This is a genomic window from Azospirillum sp. P4_B5, assembly GCF_056402275.1.
The window spans coordinates 142,628-160,228 of sequence record NZ_JBFUHT010000003.1; the positions used below are offsets into that span (position 1 = coordinate 142,628).

Here is a 17,601-nt window from a genome sequence, read left to right on the forward strand (position 1 = left end):
TTTCGGGTTGAATGCAGTCCGTTCGTGCTGTTTGCCGCTATGCACAACGGAGCCTGCCTGATGGAGCTGCTGAGTCCCCGTCCCGGAATTGGCCAGATCAAGCCCTACCGTCCCGCCCGACCACCGGAGGACGGGGCCGCCTGGGTCGATCTGTCGCTGACGGTCAATCCGCTGGGACCCGGCAAGAAGGCGCTCACCGCCTACCGCCATGTGGCGGCGCAAATCCACCGCTATCCCGACTGGTCGCAGGACCGCCTGCGCCACGCGATCGCCCGGCGCTACGATCTGGACGCCGGCCACATCACCTGCGCCAACGGCTCCGACGAGATGATCCACCTCGTCACCCAGGCCTTCACCGGGCCGGGGGACGAGGTGCTGTGCCACGAGCACGGCTACCGCGGCTTCATGAAGGCGATTCGCGCCGCCGGGGCGACCCCGGTCGTCGCCGCGGAACGGGATCTGGTCGTCGATGTCGAGGCGATGATCGACCGGGCGAACGAGAAGACGAAGCTCTGCTTCCTCGCCAACCCGAACAACCCGACCGGCACCTACATCCCGTCGGACATGGTCCTGCGGCTGCGCGCCGGCCTGCCGTCGCACACTCTGCTGGTCCTCGATTCGGCCTACGCCGATTATTGCCGCCGCGACAACTACAGCGACGGGACGGAGATCGTCGAGAATTCCGACAACGTATTGATGGTGCGCACCTTCTCCAAGCTGCATGGGCTGGCCGGGCTGCGCGTCGGCTGGGCCTATGGCCCGGCGGGGGTGATCGAGGCGGTCAACCAGACGCGCGGCCCCTTCAACGTGGGGATCGCCGCCCAGGCCGCGGCGGAGGCCGCCATCGCGGACATCGAGCATGAGGAGGCGACCTTCGCCCACAACAGCGCGTGGCTGCCCTGGTTGAGCCACGAGCTGGAGCAGCTCGGCGTCCGCGTCTATCCCAGCGTCTGCAACTTCATCCTGGCGCGCATCCCGACCGACCCGTCGCTCGGCGTCCAGGCGGTGCTGGACCATCTGGCGCGCCGCGGCATCCTGGTGAAGCCCACCCAGGATTACGGGCTGGCCGACTGCCTGCGCATCACGGTCGGGCGGGAGGACGAAAACCGGGCTCTGGTCGCGGCTCTTGGAGAGATTCTGAGCTGATTTCCGGCTCCTCGCTGGGAACCGGTTCGGGGATGGGGCCAGGGATAGGATCTGGATGCTGGGCGTGTTCGCGGGCGAAGATGAACAGCCCGGAACCGACCACGATGACGATGCCGACCAGCGAGAGCAGGTCCGGCCACTCGTCGAAGAAGATCGCCCCGATGGCCAGCGCCCACAGGATCTGGCTGTACTGGGCCGCCCCCACCCGGTCGGCAGGGGCGAAGGCGGCGGCCAGGGTGAACAGGGCCTGGGCGGCGAAGGTCGTGGTTGCGAAGCCCACCGTCAGAATCCACTGCTCCCGCGTCGGCCAATCGAAGCCGGGGATCATCAGCAGGCCGGACGCGACGGCGGTCGACAGGAACACCGTCCCGATCAGGGTGAAGCGCTTCTCGGAATGCCCAATCATCCGCCCGGTGATGACCACGACGGCGGAGCTGAAGGCACAGCCGAGCGCCGCGAAATGGCCGGGCAGCAGTTCGCGGAAGCCGGGGCGGGCGACGATCAGCACGCCGATGAAGGCCGCCCCGATGGCCAGCCGCCGACGCCAGCGCACCGGCTCCTTCAGCACGACGATCGAGAGCAGCGTCACGAGGCTGGGCATCAGGAAGATCATCGCGAAGGCTTCCGCGAAGGGAAGGCTTCGGAACGACATGACGCTGAGCGGGGTGGACGCCGCCACGAAGACCAGCCGCACCGTCATCAGCCAGGGCCGGTTCCAGCGCAGCAGATCACCGACCCGGTCGCCCCTGGTCATGAAGACCGGGGAGAGCAGCAACGGCAGGATGTAGGCGAAGAAGGTGACCTCGAAGGGGTCCAGCCCATGCCCGATCGCCTTCACCAGCGCATCGCCCCAGGCGAAGAAGGCGAAGGCCAGGAACGCGAACAGAATGCCCTTCGTCATGGCGACGGACTCCCGGCGTTCGGAACGGCGAAGAGCGGGCCTGGACGGCCCGTCACTCGTTGATCGGAATGTGCGGGGCCGAGGTCCGCGGCAGCCAGCCGAGGAGCCGGGGATCGCGGATTTCGCGGGTCACATGGCGGTAGGGCACGAACCCCATCGACTGGTAGAGCGGCAGCGCCTTCGGATGGTCGAAGGTGCAGGTGTTGACGAGAAGCCGCGTCGTCCCGCCCTGCCAGGCCAGCCGGATCGCCGTGTCGAGCAGCCAGGGGCCGAGCTTCAGGCCGATGAAGTCCGGGATCAGCCCGAAATAGGCCAGATCGGTGTCCTCCTCCCGCCGGTCGATCTCGGCGTAGCCGGCCGGCGTGCCGTTCACGTAGAGGACCCAGATCTCGACCCGCGGGTCGGTGACGACACGCCCCAGTTCCGGCATCGGCATCCGCCGCCGCTCGTGCCACAGCCAGGGCTCGCCCACCGTGTCGTAGAGATAGCGGTAGTAGGAGGCCGTCGGCGGGTTGGCCCGCACCAGCGCCACGTCACCCGCCGGGCGGGGCAGGGGCGCGTGGGACGGCGGGGCCGTCATCTCCAAATAGGTGACGATGACGGACAGGCAGCCGGGCGGCACCGGCGCCGCGAGCTGGGAGTGCGACAGGGACGTCCGCGGAGGCGGCGTCAGGGAGAATCGGTCTTCAGCCATTTCTGCATCACGGTAACGGGACCGGTGGCATAGCCCAGCCGCTCATAGAACGCCACCACGGCGTGGTTCGTCGCGCGCACCATGAGTTGCGCCTTGGGCATGCCTGCCTCCACCAGCCAGCCCTCCGCCGCCCGGACCATCGCCCGGCCATGACCGCTCCCGCGGCAGGTGGGATCGACCGCCAGATAGTAGAACCAGCCGCGGTGCCCGTCATGACCGACCATGACGGAGGCGACGGTACGGTCCCCGTCGCGGCCGATCAGGATCGTGGCGTTCGGTTTCGATACCGCGAGTTCGATATCCGCTACCGGGTCGTTCCACGGCACCACGAGGTTGCAGGCGGTCCACAGCGCCACCACGTCGTCGCGGTCCGCCGCCTCATAATGGCGGATGCTCAGCGCACCGCTCACCGCTTCGCCGGCCCGGTCTCAAGCGGAAGGTCGCTGCGCAGCCCCCATTCCGCCCAGGACCCGTCATAAACGGCCACATCCTCCTTGCCGGCCGCGGCCAGACCGAGGGCAAGCACGCAGGCGGTCACGCCGCTGCCGCAGGAGGCGACGATGGGACGCTCCAGGTCGAGCCCGGCGCCCTTCGCCCGCTCTGCGATGGACTCAGGCGGCAGCAGGGTCTTGCTCTCCGCGTCGATCAGGTCCGTGTAGGGCAGGTTGAGGCTGCCGGGGATGCGCCCGCTGCGGCGGCCCGGCCAGGGCTCGACGACGGCGCCCTCGTAGCGGTTGGCGCCACGGGCGTCCACCACCTGATCGACCCGCGAGTCGATGTTGGCGAGAACCTCGTCGGCCCGGCGCAGCAGGCCGGGTCGCAGCGCCGCCGTGAACGCCGCCGGGGCCGGGTCGGCCGGACCGGATTCCAGCGGCCGGCCTTCCGCGATCCATTTCGGCAGGCCGCCGTCCAGAACGGCGACGCGGCCGTGCCCGAACAGACGGAACATCCACCAGACGCGGGCGGCGGCGGTGGCCATGCCGGCGCTGTCATAGACGACCACCGTGTCGCCATTGCCGACACCGAGCGCCCCGACCTTGGCCGCGAAGGTCGCCTCGTCCGGCACCATGTGCGGCAGGGGGTGGGTGTCCGGCTGCGCCACGTCGTCAATGTCGATGCGCATGGCGCCGGGAATGTGCCGCTCCAGGAACTCGGCGCCCGGATCGCGGTCGGAGCCGGGCATGAACCAGGAGGCGTCGAGAACGCGCAGGCTTGGCTGGCCCAGCCGTTCCGCCAGCCAGCCCGTCGGGACGATCGGGCCGGGGAGGGTGAGCGTGGTGTGCGATTCGGTCATGAAGTATCTCCCCGTTCAATCACGCAGCGCGACGATCACGCGCCGGTTCTGCTTGCCCTTGTTCTCGATCTTCACGACGTCGAGCCCGCCGATCTCGCCCAGCCGCCTCACATGGGTGCCGCCGCAGGGCTGGCGGTCAACCCCCGCGATGTCCACCAGCCGGACGCGGCCGTAGCCGCGCGGCGGCTTGACCGTCAGGGTGCGGATCAGCTCAGGGTTGGCGTCCAGTTCCTCGTCGGTGATCCACAGCGAGCCGACCGGCGTGTCCGCGGCGACCAGCCGGTTCAGCGCCGCCGCGATGGCCTCCTTGTCGAGCCCCTCGGTCGGGACGTTGAAATCGACACGGCTGCGCTCCGCCCCGACCTGGGCGCCGGTGATCGAGGCGCCGGGCAGGACCGCGCAGACGAGATGCAGCGCGGTGTGCATTCGCATGTGGCGATGCCGGCGGTCCCAGTCGATCTCGGCTTCCACTGGCGTGCCGGGGGCGGGCAGGGGCGCGCCAGGCTCGGGCACATGGATGACGTCGTCCGGCCCGTCGCCCTTCACCGTGTCCACGATGCGCAGTGTGGCACCGGCGATGCGCAGCAGCCCGGTGTCGCCGGGCTGGCCGCCGCCGTTGGGGTAGAAGACCGTCCGGTCCAAACGGATGCCCCGCTCGTCCGCGGATGTCACGGTGGCGGTGCAGGAGGTGGCGTAGGCGTCCTCGCGGAAGATCAGCTCCATGGGACCTCGGGTGCGTTTACGAATCCAGCCAATCGGGCACGGGCAGATTCTTCTCACGCAGGAACGCCGGATTGAAGAGTTTCGATTGGTAGCGCTGCCCTCCATCGCAGAGAATCGTCACGATGGTGTGGCCCGGCCCCATCTCCTTGGCGATGCGGATGGCCGCCGCCACGTTGATTCCGCTGGAACCGCCCAACACCAGACCCTGCGACTTGATCAGGTCGAAGATGACCGGCAGGGCCTCCTCGTCGGTAATCTGCAGCGCCTGATCGACCGGAGCGCCCTCCAGGTTGGCGGTGATCCGGCCCTGGCCGATGCCTTCGGTGATCGAACTGCCCTCGGCCTTCAACGTCCCATGGGCGTAGTGATGGTAGAGGGAGGCACCCATCGGGTCGGCCAGAACGATGCGGACGTCCGGATTGCGCTCTTTCAGCGCCAGCCCGACGCCGGCCAGCGTGCCGCCGCTGCCCACCGCGCAGGTGAAGGCGTCGATCCGCCCCTCGGTCTGGGTCCAGATTTCCGGACCGGTGGTCAGGCGATGGCCTTCGCGGTTCGCCACATTGTCGAACTGGTTGGCCCAGACGGCTCCGTTCGGCTCGGTCTTCGCCAGTTCCTCGGCCAGACGCCCCGAATAGCGGACGTAGTTGTCGGGGTTGGAATAGGGCACCGCCGGCACCAGACGAAGGTCGGCGCCGACCAGGCGCAGCATGTCCTTCTTCTCCTGGCTCTGCGTCTCCGGCATAACGATGACGGTGCGGTAGCCGAGCGCGTTGCCGACCAGCGCCAGTCCGATGCCGGTGTTGCCCGCCGTGCCCTCCACGATGGTGCCGCCGGGGCGCAGCAGGCCCCGGCGCTCGGCGTCGCGGACGATGGCGAGGGCCGCGCGGTCCTTCACCGACCCGCCGGGGTTGAGGAACTCCGCCTTGCCCAGGATCTCGCATCCCGTGGCCTTCGACGGCCCTTCCAGCCGAATCAGCGGCGTGTTGCCGATGGAGCCGATGAAGCCGGTGCGGATGTCCACGGACTGTCTCCCGAATCGAATGATGAACCGGGCAACACTATCGGATTGCGCACCAGGGAATTCAAGGTCGGCTTGTGAAATGCAGCATTGAACGAAATTTCTTCGTTCTTTCTATCTCCCAACCCTCTCTATTTCCCGATCCACTGGGCACGCAGCCGGTCACGGTTCCGCGCAAACCATCCCAGCGCGATGATGGCGATGGAGTTGTTGAGCGTGTTCTCGTCGAGCAGCCGGATCGCCTCGTCGGCCGGGGCGACCATGATGCGGATGTCCTCATGCTCGTCCGCGCAGCCGCCCGTCGCGGCGAGGCCCCGGCTGTCCACCCGTCCGCAGAAGACGGTGACATGCTCGTCGTAAGCGCCCGGGCTGGGGTAGTAGTCGCAGATCATCTCGATGTCCTGGACGGTGCAACCGGCCTCCTCCATGGCCTCGCGCCGCGCCACCTGCTCGGGCGTTTCGCCCTCGTCCAGAAGGCCGGCGACGATTTCCGTGAGCCACCCCCGCCCGCCGGCCGAAGCCGACCCGACCCGGAACTGTTCGATCAGCACCACGCTGTCGCGGTCCGGATCGTAAAGCAGCACGCCCACGGCTTCGCCGCGCACGCAGACCTCCCGCGGCGGCAGGACGCCGCTCCAGGAGCCGTCAAACTTCTTGTGGCGCAGGCGGTAGACGTCGACCTTGAGATAGCCGTCGTAGACTCTCTTCTTCTCTTGGACCTCGATGTCCGGATGATCCACGGGCGGGGCTCCTTGGCTTGCGGGGCGTGCACGGTCCAAGGATGTAGCGCATCCGCCCGTCCGGGGCGAGGCGACCGGGGATTTTCCCTCAGAAGGTCGGGTTCAGCTTCAGCGTGCTGTAGCGGTCGGCGGACGGGACGGCGACCGGCTCCAGCTTGGGGCCGCGCAGCAGTTCCAGCGGCACGGTGACGCCGGCCGGGCCCAGGCCCCAGACCTTGCGATAGAAATCCGCCAACCCCTTCGGCCGCTGGCCGGCGACCCCGACGATCATGTCGCCCGGTTGGATTCCCACGGTCGCCGCAGGGCTCTGCGGGGTGACCCGCTCGACCATCAGGCGGCCCTGCTCCTCGCGTAGCGTGACGCCCAGCCACGGCCGCGCGGGTTCCTGCCGCCGTCCGAACGCCAGGAGGTCGGCCAGGATCGGCTTAAGGGCGGAGACCGGAACGAACATGTTGCCCGGAATGCCGCCATGGGCCGGAACCGCGTCGCGCACGATCAGCGAGCCGATCCCGACCAGTTCGCCCTTGCGGTCGATCAGGGCGGCGCCGTTGAAGCCCATGATCGGTGGTGTGGTGAAGATCGCCTCGTCCAGCAGATACTCCCAGTAACCGGCGAACTCGCGTTTCGCGGCGATCAGCACCGGCTGCACCCCGGTGGACCCTTGCCGGGTGAGCACCATGGCGCGCTCCCCCTCCTTGATCGCGTCGGAGTCGCCGAGCCGGACGGGTGCGGCGCTGAACCCCATGCCGGCGCGCAGCAGCCCGAAGCCGCTGGCCTGATCGTAGGCCACGAACTCCGCGGGATAGCCGCGCCCCTCGCCGGTGGTGACCTGGAGCTGCGATGCCTCCAGAATCGTGTAGCCGATGGTGAGGATCAGTCCGGCCCCGTCGATGACGACACCGGTCCCCTCGCGCTCCGTGCCGAGCGTGCGAGCGCTCTGGCTGTCGGGAAGGATGGTGGCGGAGATGCGGACCAGGGCGCCCGACAGTTTCGCCGCGTCGAGCTGGTCGGCCCGCGCCGCAGGGATGGGAAGAAGCACCGTGAGGAAGGCCGCAAAGAAGGTCGCAAAGAAGGTCATCGTCCGGGGGATGCGGCGCCAGCGACCCGTCATTTTTCCCTCCCTTGCCGGAGTCGAGTCGGGCGGACGCCGGATTGCTCGATCCCCGGATTAAACATGAGCGTCGGGGCGCTTCCATCAAGGGGTTCCCCGATTCGACCGAAGCCTCTCTGACCGGTCCGTGAAACCTCCGCCCGCCGCGCAACGTTACCCGTATCAGCGACACCACGAAGGACGGGACGATGCCCATCAACAGCGAACGCGAACTCGAACAGGCGGTGGCGGAGTTCCAGCGTCTCGCCGACGAGCCAGCCGGTTCGCCCGGCGAGCGCCGGAAACTCGAACTGGATGCGGAGATCAAGGCCTTCTACGTCCAGCACTCCGATGACATGCGCAAAGGCAAGCCACGGCACGAGTGACGCTCTGCCGCCGACACCGGCACGCATTTCTTCATCGACGCGGAGGGGGCGGCTGACCGACACTGCCGCCGCTCCCGGGCCGTATCGCCGCCCCGGGACGCCGCCGTTGAAGGAAGGAGCGCGTCCCCACGATGAAGCGAATCGACAATTGCTACACCTGCCTGTTCTGGGAAGGGCAGGGCATCCGCCAGAGGGGACCGAAGGGCCTGTGCCGCCGCTTTCCACCGCAGGTGACCCCCCGCGATACGGAAGGACGCTTTCCGATCACCCTCTCCACCGACTGGTGCGGCGAATGGAAACGTGACATCGGCGACCCCGCCGGCGAGGCCGCGGACAGCCGCCTGATCTACGATGACCAGCAACCCCGATAGGCGAACGGGACCGGGTTGCATTGGTGTCGGCCGCCCTTCTGCGCTTCGGTTCAGCGGTGCATCGGTGTGACCACCATGGAGCGCTGGTTTTCCGGCAAGACCGCCTCGCCACGAAACAGCATCCGATTCCAATCGACGCTCAGCAGGGCGACGGCCACCGCCATGGACAGGGCGATGATTGCCACCGCGCCGACCCAGCCACCGCCTCCTTGCCGGCCATCGGACTGTGAAGTCCCGTCCTTCGGCGCGAGGAAATGAAAGTTGAGTGGGAAAATGGTCATGGGTCGCCTCCACCGCTGAACAGGCGCAGTCCCGACTCGAAGGGTATTCTATGAAAGTGTAACGCCGGGAGGCGTGCGGCGGCATCAGGCCTTCGGTCGGAACGCTCGTTCCTTCGGATGATGCCGGAAGCGGTGGAGAAGAATTCCGCTATGAGAAAAGGCCGAGCCCACAGGGACTCGGCCTTTTCATCGAAGTGGCTCCCGGTGCTGGACTCGAACCAGCGACACGCGGATTAACAGTCCGCTGCTCTACCGACTGAGCTAACCGGGATCAGTCTGACCGGCCTTGCGAGACGCAACGTCCGGCGTGGGCGGCTATATAGCTGACCATCCAATGCTTGCCAAGTCTTTTGATGGCAAAAAAAGACGGCCGGAGCGGGGCAGGGAATCCGAGCGCCTTACGATTCGTGTGTCCGCCCTGTGGCGGGCGCTCCAACGCTGCGGCTTCTCCACCATCGCGGAGCATGAAACCTCGGGTGGCTGACGGCCAACATGGTCGATGCCAACATGGTCGAGCAGGTCCAAGCCATGCGAATTGGGCGCAGCAGTGGGGGGCTGACCATAGCGCTGCATACACCGGCGAGGTGTGGCGGTGCGGGCGTGGCCCGGGTCAAAGGCGGCCAAAGCGATGGCGGTCGCGTGATGCACGCTCCGGCACGAGCACGCTGTCTATGGAGAGGTCAGTGCAACTCGCAACCGCTACAACGTGACCGGTCGATCGATGGCCTTGCCCCAAACCAGCAACTCGCAGCGCCTGAATTCCGGCCGATAGTAGGGATCGCCCTCGACCAGTTTCACCGCTTCGTCCCGGCTCTCGACGTCGAGCACCCACAAGCCTCCGACGAAGGGGGCACCCGATTCCGGACGGAGACCGCCACCGATCAAAATCTTATCGCGGTTGGCATCAAGGTAGGCGAGATGGGCGGCGCCATGCTGCTGACGAACCTCCAGCATCTCCGGCGTATCGGTGAACAACGCGATCCATCGGGCCATGGGAATCCTCCCGGCGTTCTTGTCCACGCAGCTAACTTCTGCGGGGGAGGGGCCGCTAGCCAAACTGAAAAAACCGCTCCGGGTTTCCTGAGGGCCCCGTTTCTTTAAAGAATGGGGCAAAGGTCGGTTGTTCGTTGCTGTTCCGGCTTGCAGCGTTGCGAATTTCGCCGCTGGCATCCCCCGCCTACCGCCCCAGAATCGGACACTGTGGCAAGAGCCATAATTGATAGGGAGGGGGGCAGTGTAGCACCGTCCCGCATTCGGCTCCCAAGACCTCCAGCCCGCCATTCGCGCCCGGAAGGATAGGGGCAGGACTACGGCGAGTCGGCAGGGCAGAAAAAGGGCTTCGTCGGGTGACGGTTCAAGCCACGAAGGGCCACCTCGGGGTAAGGCCGAAACCTTGGGGGCAATGGGAGAAAATCGGGTGCCCTGGGCCTTCGGGCTTCAGGGCGAAAGGCTGAAAACCCTAAGGTTTCCAACGGTCAAGGATGGAGGCACGGGCGGGAATCGAACCCACGTACACGGATTTGCAGTCCGCTGCATCACCACTCTGCCACCGCGCCATCCTTGCGTCCGGCACCCCCTAGCGGGAGCGCCGCGGCGTGGGAGCGGACGTATACTGCGGTTCACGGGGGTGGTCAAGCGCCTTCGTCGCGTTATCTCGATGATCCGGTGCGGCGTTGTGTTCGTGAGACTTTGAAGATATATACGCGACGAGGCAGCGAGGCCGCGCACTACGGCTTGGCGCCGCGCTCCGTCCACCAGATTGTAAGCGACCGCCATGTCCGAATACGCCGCCGCCCGTCTCAACATGGTCGAAGGGCAGATCCGACCGAACAAGGTGACCGACCAGCGCCTGGTCGATGCCATGCTCGACATTCCCCGTGAACAGTTCGTTCCAAAGGCGGCGCGTGGCATCGCCTATGTGGACGAGGATCTCGCCATCGGCAACGGCCGCTATCTGATGGAGCCGATGGTCTTCGCCCGCATGCTCCAGGAAGTGGGCATCGACGAGACCGACGTCGTGCTCGACATCGGCAGCGGCTCCGGTTACTCGACCGCCGTTCTGGCCCGGCTCGCGGCCACCGTGGTTGGCATCGAGTCCGACGCCGAACTGGCCCGGCAGGCGACGGAATCGCTCAGCGCGGTCGGCGTCGACAACGCCGTCGTCATCACCGCTCCGCTGACCGAAGGCTACCCGCAGCAGGCCCCTTACGACGTGATCGTGATCGAGGGACTGGTGTCGGAGGTACCGGAGGGCATCCTGGCCCAGCTGGGCGAGGGCGGCCGGCTGGTCGCCGCCGTTCTCGGTGACCGCGGGGTCGGCGAAGTGAAGCTGTATCAGCGCAGCGGCGGAGTCACCTCGGCCCGCACGCTGTTCGAGGCGCACACGCACCCGCTGCCCGGTTTCGAAGCCAAGCCGAAATTCGTATTCTGATTTCAGAGTGAGTGATCCCAGGGGCTTCGGCCCTTTTCGACTTGTCCCCCAGCCTGTCACCTTGCCTTTCACCGGCCGCGGTCCTGCGGCCCGCAGCGGAGAATCAAGGCATGCCGGCGCCGTTTGACATGGACGTCGAGGATCTGGACCGCATCCGGACATCGGGTGGCGATCCGCTGGTGCTCGACGTACGGGAACCGGGGGAGGTGGCTATCTGCGCCCTTCCCGACAGCCTCCACATTCCGATGGGGGCGCTGCCCGCCCGCGTCGGGGAGTTGCCGCGGGACCGCGACATCGTGGTCGTCTGCCATCACGGCGGACGCAGCGCGCAGGTGACCATGTGGTTGCGTTCCCAGGGATTTTCCCGCGCCACCAATCTGAATGGCGGGGTGGATGCCTGGGCGCGCCGAATCGACCCGAACATGAAGGTCTATTGAACATGACTGTGCGAAGCCGTTTCGCGCGCCATTTGATGGCGACCGCCCTCACGCTGGGGGTTGCCTTCGTCGGGGGCATCGACACCGCGTCGGCCCAATCCCTCGAAGACGCGCTAGCGCAGGCCTATTCCAACAACCCGGCGCTCGCCGCCCAGCGCGCGCGCCAGCGCGCCGTGGACGAGAGCGTCCCGCAGGCTCTGTCCGGCTACCGTCCGACGGTGCGGGCGACGGCGGGCATCACCCGCAACGCCACCAACAGCACCTTTCAGGGCGGCGAAACCGGCTCCGAGAACAACGCCAAGAGCGTCGGGGTCACCGCCACCCAGCCGCTCTACGACGCGACCGTAGGTCCGGCCGTCCGCCGCGCCGAGCGCACCGTCGAAGCCCAGCGCGCCACCGTGCTCGCCAACGAGCAGCAGATTCTGCTGAACGCCGCGGCGGCCTATCTGGACGTCGTGCAGAATCAGGCGGTGCTGGAGCTTCAGGCCAACAACGAGCAGGTCCTGCGCCGCCAGCTCGACGCCGCGCGCGATCGCTTCCGCGTCGGCGAATACACCCGCACCGACGTCAGCCAGTCCGAATCGCGTCTGGCCGCCTCCATCGCCGCCCGCATCTCCGCCGAAGGCACGCTGCAGGCATCACGCGCGACCTACGAGCGCGTCGTCGGTTCGATGCCGGGCAAGCTGAAGGCGCCGAAGCCGAAGTTCAAGCTGCCGGGGACGCTCGACGAGGTCGTCGAGATGGCCCGCTCCAACAACCCCTCGGTGCTGTCGGCAACCTACACGGAAGCGGCGCAGCGCGAGGCGGTGGACCAGCAGTTCGGCCGCCTGCTCCCGTCGGCCAACCTGTCGGCGCAGGCCAACCGCACCATCGACGCCGGCCGTTCGTCGGGCATCGACATCAAGCGGCAGGATGGCGCTCAGCTCACCGCGCAGATCACCATCCCGCTCTATCAGGCCGGTCTTCCGGAAGCGCTGACCCGCGAGGCGAAGCACACGGCGAATCAGGCCCGCCTGCAGATCGACGACACGCGCCGTCAGGCGGTCGAGGCGGCGATCAGCGCGTGGCAGGGTCTGCAGGCCGCGCGGGCGAGCATCGAGTCCTACAACTCCCAGATCCGGGCCGCCGAGATCGCGCTGGAAGGCGTGCGGCAGGAAGCCCAGGTCGGGTCGCGCACCGTGCTCGACGTGCTGAACCAGGAGCAGGAACTGCTCAACGCCCGCGTCAACCTCGTCCGCGCCCAGCGGACCGAGATGGTCCAGGCCTTCACGGTCCTCGGCGCGATCGGCCAGTTGACGGCGCGGCAGCTCAACCTGCCGGTCCAGTATTACGACGCCGACACGCACTACAAGCAGGTGCGGAACAAGTGGATCGGAACCGGCGTGCCGGAGTGATCGCACTTGAAAGCCCCTTCCTGGGTGATCGTCCCCGGATGATCGAAACGGCCCGCCTCGGCGGGCCGTTTTTGTCTGGTGGCTTTTTACCCAGTCCTGCCCTAGTGTCCGCGTCAGGATGACGTCCCCGGGTTTGCCACGATGAGCGATAAAGGCCAGCAAGAACCGTCGATGGAGGAGATCCTCGCCTCCATCCGCCGCATCATCTCGGAGGACGGCGAACCCGCGAAGGCGGAAGCGGCGCCCCCTCCGCCCCCTCCGCCACCACCACCCCCTCCGCCACCTCCGCCCCCGCCGCCACCTCCACCCATGGAGGATGACGACGATGACGTTCTGGAACTCACCCAGATGCTCCAGAACGAGGGGAGGGACGAGCCCGACGAACCGGAGCCCGATCCGTGGCGCGACGAGCCGGCCTTCGGTGGCATGACCGACCCGGAGCCGGCGTATCACGCGCCGGACCCCGAACCCCCGCCCCCGCCGCCGCGTCCCGCCGCGAAGCGTCCCGCGCCGGCCTTCGACGATTTCGACGATGACGAGCCGCCCCCGCCGCGGCCGCGCATCCGTGCGTCGGGACTCGACGACGGGCTGATCTCCCGCCGGGTGGCCGAGGAATCGTCCCACCATTTCACGCATCTGGCGCGCCAGCTCGGCGACGACCTGTCCATCGGCCCGATGCCCGTCGGCGTCCGCACCGTGGAGGAAGTCGTCCGCGAGCTGTTGAAGCCGCTGCTGAAGGAGTGGCTGGACGAGAATCTGCCGACCATCGTCGAACGGCTGGTGCAGCAGGAAATCGACCGGATGATCCGGCGCTCCCAAAAATTCTGAGCGGCGTCACGGCCGCCACGCATTCCGGCCACGCATTCCGTTTGAATTCGTAAGCGAAAGTTCCTGGTGATGTTGGAAAAGACGTACCGGCCCGCCGAGGTCGAGGAAAAGCACTACCGGCTGTGGGAAGAGACGGGCGCGTTCGCGGCGAAGACCGAGTCGAACGGCAAGCCCTACACCATCATGATGCCGCCGCCGAACGTGACCGGCAGCCTGCACATGGGCCACGCACTGACCTTCACGCTCCAGGATGTTCTGACCCGCTACAACCGGATGCGCGGGCGCGACGCCCTGTGGCAGCCGGGCACCGACCACGCCGGCATCGCGACGCAGATGGTCGTGGAACGGAACCTCGCCAAGGAAGGCAAGACGCGCCACGATTTCGGCCGCGACGCCTTCATCGACAAGGTGTGGGAGTGGAAGGCCGAATCGGGCGGCACCATCACCCGCCAGTTGCGCCGGCTGGGCGCCTCGCCCGATTGGCCGCGCGAGCGCTTCACCATGGACGAGGGGCTGAGCCGCGCCGTCCGCAAGGTGTTCGTGGAACTGCACAAGCAGGGCCTGATCTACAAGGACAAGCGGCTGGTCAATTGGGACCCCAAGCTGCACACCGCCATCTCCGACCTCGAGGTCGAGCAGAAGGAGATCAAGGGCAACCTCTGGCACTTCCGCTACCCGATTGAAGGCGAGGTGGACCGCTTCATCGTGGTCGCCACCACGCGCCCGGAAACGATGCTGGGCGACACCGGCGTCGCCGTGCATCCGGAGGACGAGCGCTACAAGGACCTGATCGGCAAGAACGTCGTCCTGCCGCTGGTCGGCCGCCTGATTCCGATCGTCGGCGACGAGTACGCCGATCCGGAGACCGGCTCGGGCGCGGTGAAGATCACCCCGGCGCACGACTTCAACGACTTCGAGGTCGGGCGGCGCAACAACCTCGCGGCCATCAACATCATGGACCGCGACGCCCGCATCACCGGCGACGAGGTTCCGGAGGCCTACCGCGGGCTCGACCGCTACGAGGCGCGCAAGAAGGTCGTGGCCGAGCTGGAGGCGCTGGGACTGCTGGAGAAGATCGAACCGCACACCCACATGGTCCCGCACGGCGACCGCTCCGGAGTCGCCATCGAGCCCTGGCTGACCGACCAGTGGTACGTCGACGCCGCCACGCTCGCCAAGCCGGCCATCGAGGCGGTGGAGACCGGCAAGACCGTGTTTGTGCCCAAGCAGTGGGAGAACACCTATTTCGAGTGGATGCGCAACATCCAGCCCTGGTGCATCAGCCGCCAGATCTGGTGGGGCCATCAAATTCCCGCCTGGTACGGCCCGGACGGCCATTTCTTCGTCGAGGAGACCGAGGAGGCGGCCATCGCCGCGGCCAAGGCCCATTACGGCGAGGACGTGGCGCTGACCCGCGACCAGGACGTTCTGGACACCTGGTTCTCGTCGGCCCTGTGGCCCTTCTCCACGCTGGGCTGGCCGGACGAGACTCCGGAGCTGGCGCGCTATTACCCGACCGACGTGCTGGTGACGGGCTTCGACATCATCTTCTTCTGGGTCGCCCGGATGATGATGATGGGCCTGCACTTCATGAAGGACGTGCCCTTCCGGACGGTCTACATCCACGCCCTGGTCCGCGACGAGAAGGGCCAGAAGATGTCGAAGTCCAAGGGCAACGTCATCGACCCGCTGGAGCTGATCGACCAGTACGGCACCGACGCCCTGCGCTTCACCCTGACGGCCATGGCCGCCCAGGGCCGCGACATCAAGCTGGCGGTCAGCCGCGTCGAGGGCTACCGCAACTTCGCGACGAAGCTGTGGAACGCCGCGCGCTACACCCAGATGAACGGGGTGGCCCCAGTCCCCGGCTTCAAGCCGGTCGGGCTGACCCAGACGGTCAACCGCTGGATCGTCGGCGCTCTGGCGGAGGCGGCGAAGAAGGTTGGCGAGTCCATCGAGGCCTACAAATTCAACGAGGCCGCCAACACCGCCTACGCCTTCACCTGGGGCACCTTCTGCGACTGGTACCTGGAATTCACCAAGCCGATCCTGAACGGCACGGACGAGGCCGCCATCGCTGAGACGCGGGCAACCACCGCCTGGGTGCTGGACGAAATCCTGCACATGCTCCACCCGCTGATGCCCTTCATCACGGAGGAGCTGTGGGAGCAGCTTTCGGACGACCGGGCGAACCGCCTGATCTCCGCCCATTGGCCAGAGCACGGCGCGGAGCTGATCGACCCCGCCGCCCGTGACGAGATGGACTGGGTGGTGCGGACGATCTCCTCGGTCCGCTCCATGCGGTCGGAGATGAACGTCCCGCCCGCGGCGCAGATCGAGCTGAAGCTGAAGGACGCCGGTCCGGAGAGCCTCAAGCGGTTGGACACGCATCGCGACCTGATCCTGCGCATGGGCCGTCTGGCCAGCGCCGAGCCGCTGTCCGGCCCGGTGCCGAAGAGCGCCGTCCAGGCCGTGCTCGACGAGGCCACGCTGATCCTGCCGCTGGAAGGCATCGTCGACCTCGACAAGGAACGCGCGCGCCTGACCAAGGAGATCGAGAAACTGTCCGGCGAGATCAAGAAAATCGACGCCAAGCTGTCGAACGAGCAGTTCGTCGCCAAGGCGCCGGAAGAGGTGATCGAGGAGCAGCGCGACCGCCGCGACACCGCGGCGCAGGCCCGCGACAAGCTGCAAAAGGCGCTGGAGATGCTGGCCGCGTAAGGCCGGTCATCCAGACCCCAAAAGTGAGCAAGGGCAGGGGCTTCGGTTCCTGCCCTTTCTTTTTGTCTGAAGAATGCCCGACGGCCTGAGGACTCAAGTCTTGATCGAGGACACGAAGCGGTCGGCGTCGGCTTCGAGCTGCCGGAGTTCGTCCGCCAGTTGGGCGGCGGAGTAGATCATCTCGATGGCCGACTTGCCGGTCTCCGCGGCGGTGATCGCCATGGTGCTGACGCTCTCGGTCACCTCGTGGGTGTTGTCGTTGGCCCGGCCCACGGCGCCGACGATCTCCTCGGTCTGCTCAAGCTGGTCGCGCACGGCGGCGGACACGTCCTCCGACAAATTGGCGACCTCCTCCACGGTGGTCCGGATGGCCCGGATCGCCTCGACGACGGAGCCGGTGGCCTCCTGGATGGCCCCGACCTGACCGGCGATGTCCTCGGTCGCCTTGGCGGTCTGGTTGGCCAGGACCTTGACCTCCGACGCGACGACGGCGAAGCCCTTGCCGGCTTCGCCGGCGCGGGCGGCCTCGATGGTCGCGTTCAGCGCCAGCAGGTTCGTCTGTCCGGCGATGTCGTTGATCAGCCGGACGATCTCCCCGATCCGCTGCGAGCTGTCGGCCAGGGCCGCCACCGCCGAGTCGCTCTGCCGGGCGTGATCCACGGCGCGACGGATGGCCGTGCTGGAGGTGGTCACCCGCCCGCCGATCTCCCCGATCGAGGCGGAAAGGGTGCGCGACACGTTGTTGACGATGCCGACCACTTCCGAGGTCCGCTCCGCCTTTTCCGACGTGTCCAGGGCCTGCTCCTTCATCTTCTCCGCGGTGTCGCGCAGGATGTGAGCACCGCTGCGGATCTGGTCGGCAGCGTGACCAACCGTGTGGAGCACCCGCCCGAACGCCGAATCGAAGTCGTGGGCGATGGCGCGGAGCGCGTTTTCCCGTTCCTCCTCCGCCCGCCGTTCGGCCCGGCGGGATTCCTGCTCCAGCTCATGCGTGCGCTGAAGATTCTCCTTGAACACACTGACGGCACGGGCCATCGCGCCGATCTCGTCGCGCCGCCCGGTCTCCGGCACGGTGGCCGTCCGGTCGCCGCCGGCCAGCCGTTCCATCACGCCCTCGATCAGGCGCAACGGCCGGGTGATGCTGCG

Annotated in this window: 18 protein-coding genes, 2 tRNA genes and 1 pseudogene; 8 read left to right on the plus strand and 13 right to left on the minus strand. The window is 67.3% G+C overall.

All coding sequences use genetic code 11. The annotated features are described in order from the left end of the window. Nucleotides 1–60: 60 nt before the first annotated feature. Nucleotides 61–1,146 (plus strand): pyridoxal phosphate-dependent aminotransferase, encoded by a 1,086-nt coding sequence (locus AC1DVI_RS03390; protein WP_476956753.1) that lies wholly within the window; start codon nt 61–63, stop codon nt 1,144–1,146. Here AC1DVI_RS03390 and AC1DVI_RS03395 read toward each other — a convergent pair. From AC1DVI_RS03395 to AC1DVI_RS03430, 8 genes are all read right to left on the minus strand, one after another. Next, a complete protein-coding gene (locus tag AC1DVI_RS03395; RefSeq protein WP_476956754.1) occupies nt 1,082–2,047 on the minus strand; it encodes a DMT family transporter in 966 nt (321 codons plus the stop codon). The two genes, AC1DVI_RS03390 and AC1DVI_RS03395, sit on opposite strands and share 65 nt — an antisense overlap. A gap of 52 nt (nt 2,048–2,099) precedes the next feature. Next, nucleotides 2,100–2,741, minus strand: coding sequence for a GNAT family N-acetyltransferase (locus tag AC1DVI_RS03400; protein WP_476956755.1), 642 nt, complete (start codon nt 2,739–2,741; stop codon nt 2,100–2,102). Then, entirely contained in the window at nt 2,717–3,151 is a 435-nt protein-coding gene (locus AC1DVI_RS03405) for a GNAT family acetyltransferase (RefSeq protein WP_476956756.1), read from the minus strand. Before AC1DVI_RS03405 ends, AC1DVI_RS03400 begins: the two co-directional genes overlap by 25 nt. Next, a complete protein-coding gene (gene sseA / locus AC1DVI_RS03410) occupies nt 3,148–4,035 on the minus strand; it encodes a 3-mercaptopyruvate sulfurtransferase (RefSeq protein ID WP_476956757.1) in 888 nt (295 codons plus the stop codon). The genes AC1DVI_RS03405 and sseA overlap by 4 nt, the downstream gene beginning before the upstream one ends. 15 nt (nt 4,036–4,050) lie before the next feature. Beyond that, nucleotides 4,051–4,758 carry an alanyl-tRNA editing protein gene (locus AC1DVI_RS03415; protein WP_476956758.1) on the minus strand — a complete coding sequence of 236 codons (708 nt, stop codon included), beginning with the start codon at nt 4,756–4,758 and terminating at the stop codon, nt 4,051–4,053. Between the two features lie 16 nt (nt 4,759–4,774). Next, nucleotides 4,775–5,779 carry a cysteine synthase A gene (locus AC1DVI_RS03420; RefSeq protein ID WP_476956759.1) on the minus strand — a complete coding sequence of 335 codons (1,005 nt, stop codon included), beginning with the start codon at nt 5,777–5,779 and terminating at the stop codon, nt 4,775–4,777. Nucleotides 5,780–5,907: 128 nt separating this feature from the next. After that, entirely contained in the window at nt 5,908–6,516 is a 609-nt protein-coding gene (locus AC1DVI_RS03425) for an NUDIX domain-containing protein (protein ID WP_476956760.1), read from the minus strand. Between the two features lie 88 nt (nt 6,517–6,604). Then, nucleotides 6,605–7,627 (minus strand): S1C family serine protease, encoded by a 1,023-nt coding sequence (locus tag AC1DVI_RS03430; protein ID WP_476956761.1) that lies wholly within the window; start codon nt 7,625–7,627, stop codon nt 6,605–6,607. A 188-nt stretch (nt 7,628–7,815) separates the two neighbouring features. Between AC1DVI_RS03430 and AC1DVI_RS03435 the strand changes: the two genes are divergently transcribed. Together AC1DVI_RS03435 and AC1DVI_RS03440 are read left to right on the plus strand one after the other, a co-directional pair. Beyond that, a complete protein-coding gene (locus AC1DVI_RS03435; RefSeq protein WP_014240443.1) occupies nt 7,816–7,992 on the plus strand; it encodes a hypothetical protein in 177 nt (58 codons plus the stop codon). A gap of 131 nt (nt 7,993–8,123) precedes the next feature. After that, nucleotides 8,124–8,363 carry a hypothetical protein gene (locus tag AC1DVI_RS03440; RefSeq protein WP_476956762.1) on the plus strand — a complete coding sequence of 80 codons (240 nt, stop codon included), beginning with the start codon at nt 8,124–8,126 and terminating at the stop codon, nt 8,361–8,363. 50 nt (nt 8,364–8,413) lie between these two features. Here the strand turns inward: AC1DVI_RS03440 and AC1DVI_RS03445 are convergent, their stop codons facing one another. The 4 genes from AC1DVI_RS03445 to AC1DVI_RS03460 all read right to left on the minus strand — a co-directional run bounded on the left by AC1DVI_RS03445 (nt 8,414) and on the right by AC1DVI_RS03460 (nt 10,200). Then, a complete protein-coding gene (locus AC1DVI_RS03445) occupies nt 8,414–8,644 on the minus strand; it encodes a hypothetical protein (protein WP_476956763.1) in 231 nt (76 codons plus the stop codon). 195 nt (nt 8,645–8,839) lie between these two features. Next, a tRNA-Asn gene (locus tag AC1DVI_RS03450) sits at nt 8,840–8,915 on the minus strand. A 428-nt stretch (nt 8,916–9,343) separates the two neighbouring features. Further along, nucleotides 9,344–9,664, minus strand: a complete 321-nt coding sequence (locus tag AC1DVI_RS03455; RefSeq protein ID WP_476956764.1) for a YciI family protein — start codon at nt 9,662–9,664, stop codon at nt 9,344–9,346. Nucleotides 9,665–10,126: 462 nt separating this feature from the next. Beyond that, nucleotides 10,127–10,200: transfer RNA gene (locus AC1DVI_RS03460), tRNA-Cys, on the minus strand. Between the two features lie 218 nt (nt 10,201–10,418). On the opposite strand from AC1DVI_RS03460, the gene AC1DVI_RS03465 reads away from it, so the two are divergent. The 5 genes from AC1DVI_RS03465 to AC1DVI_RS03485 all read left to right on the plus strand — a co-directional run bounded on the left by AC1DVI_RS03465 (nt 10,419) and on the right by AC1DVI_RS03485 (nt 16,455). Beyond that, on the plus strand, nt 10,419–11,075 hold the full coding sequence (locus AC1DVI_RS03465) for a protein-L-isoaspartate O-methyltransferase family protein (RefSeq protein WP_476956765.1): 657 nt from the start codon (nt 10,419–10,421) through the stop codon (nt 11,073–11,075). 110 nt (nt 11,076–11,185) lie between these two features. Beyond that, complete coding sequence (locus tag AC1DVI_RS03470; RefSeq protein ID WP_014240448.1) at nt 11,186–11,512, plus strand: rhodanese-like domain-containing protein; 327 nt, start codon at nt 11,186–11,188, stop codon at nt 11,510–11,512. 35 nt (nt 11,513–11,547) lie between these two features. Then, nucleotides 11,548–12,906: a TolC family outer membrane protein gene (locus tag AC1DVI_RS03475; protein ID WP_236778072.1), complete on the plus strand. Its 1,359-nt coding sequence runs from the start codon at nt 11,548–11,550 to the stop codon at nt 12,904–12,906. A gap of 141 nt (nt 12,907–13,047) precedes the next feature. Continuing rightward, entirely contained in the window at nt 13,048–13,734 is a 687-nt protein-coding gene (locus AC1DVI_RS03480) for a DUF2497 domain-containing protein (RefSeq protein ID WP_476956766.1), read from the plus strand. A gap of 69 nt (nt 13,735–13,803) precedes the next feature. Beyond that, complete coding sequence (locus AC1DVI_RS03485) at nt 13,804–16,455, plus strand: valine--tRNA ligase (RefSeq protein ID WP_476956767.1); 2,652 nt, start codon at nt 13,804–13,806, stop codon at nt 16,453–16,455. A gap of 93 nt (nt 16,456–16,548) precedes the next feature. On the opposite strand, the pseudogene AC1DVI_RS03490 reads toward AC1DVI_RS03485, so the two are convergent. After that, a pseudogene (locus AC1DVI_RS03490) lies at nt 16,549–17,598 on the minus strand (methyl-accepting chemotaxis protein); the annotation flags it as partial. Between the last annotated feature and the right edge of the window lie 3 nt (nt 17,599–17,601).

Excerpts from the sequence above, each read along its gene's own strand:
- AC1DVI_RS03415 (WP_476956758.1), bottom strand. The coding sequence starts at position 4,758 with ATGGAGCTGATCTTCCGCGAGGACGCCTACGCCACCTCCTGCACCGCC.
- sseA (WP_476956757.1), bottom strand. The coding sequence starts at position 4,035 with ATGACCGAATCGCACACCACGCTCACCCTCCCCGGCCCGATCGTCCCG.
- AC1DVI_RS03390 (WP_476956753.1), top strand. The coding sequence starts at position 61 with ATGGAGCTGCTGAGTCCCCGTCCCGGAATTGGCCAGATCAAGCCCTAC.
- AC1DVI_RS03435 (WP_014240443.1), top strand. The coding sequence starts at position 7,816 with ATGCCCATCAACAGCGAACGCGAACTCGAACAGGCGGTGGCGGAGTTC.
- AC1DVI_RS03480 (WP_476956766.1), top strand. The coding sequence starts at position 13,048 with ATGAGCGATAAAGGCCAGCAAGAACCGTCGATGGAGGAGATCCTCGCC.
- AC1DVI_RS03475 (WP_236778072.1), top strand. The coding sequence starts at position 11,548 with ATGGCGACCGCCCTCACGCTGGGGGTTGCCTTCGTCGGGGGCATCGAC.
- AC1DVI_RS03440 (WP_476956762.1), top strand. The coding sequence starts at position 8,124 with ATGAAGCGAATCGACAATTGCTACACCTGCCTGTTCTGGGAAGGGCAG.
- AC1DVI_RS03465 (WP_476956765.1), top strand. The coding sequence starts at position 10,419 with ATGTCCGAATACGCCGCCGCCCGTCTCAACATGGTCGAAGGGCAGATC.
- AC1DVI_RS03445 (WP_476956763.1), bottom strand. The coding sequence starts at position 8,644 with ATGACCATTTTCCCACTCAACTTTCATTTCCTCGCGCCGAAGGACGGG.
- AC1DVI_RS03430 (WP_476956761.1), bottom strand. The coding sequence starts at position 7,627 with ATGACGGGTCGCTGGCGCCGCATCCCCCGGACGATGACCTTCTTTGCG.
- AC1DVI_RS03400 (WP_476956755.1), bottom strand. The coding sequence starts at position 2,741 with ATGGCTGAAGACCGATTCTCCCTGACGCCGCCTCCGCGGACGTCCCTG.
- AC1DVI_RS03485 (WP_476956767.1), top strand. The coding sequence starts at position 13,804 with ATGTTGGAAAAGACGTACCGGCCCGCCGAGGTCGAGGAAAAGCACTAC.
- AC1DVI_RS03395 (WP_476956754.1), bottom strand. The coding sequence starts at position 2,047 with ATGACGAAGGGCATTCTGTTCGCGTTCCTGGCCTTCGCCTTCTTCGCC.
- AC1DVI_RS03470 (WP_014240448.1), top strand. The coding sequence starts at position 11,186 with ATGCCGGCGCCGTTTGACATGGACGTCGAGGATCTGGACCGCATCCGG.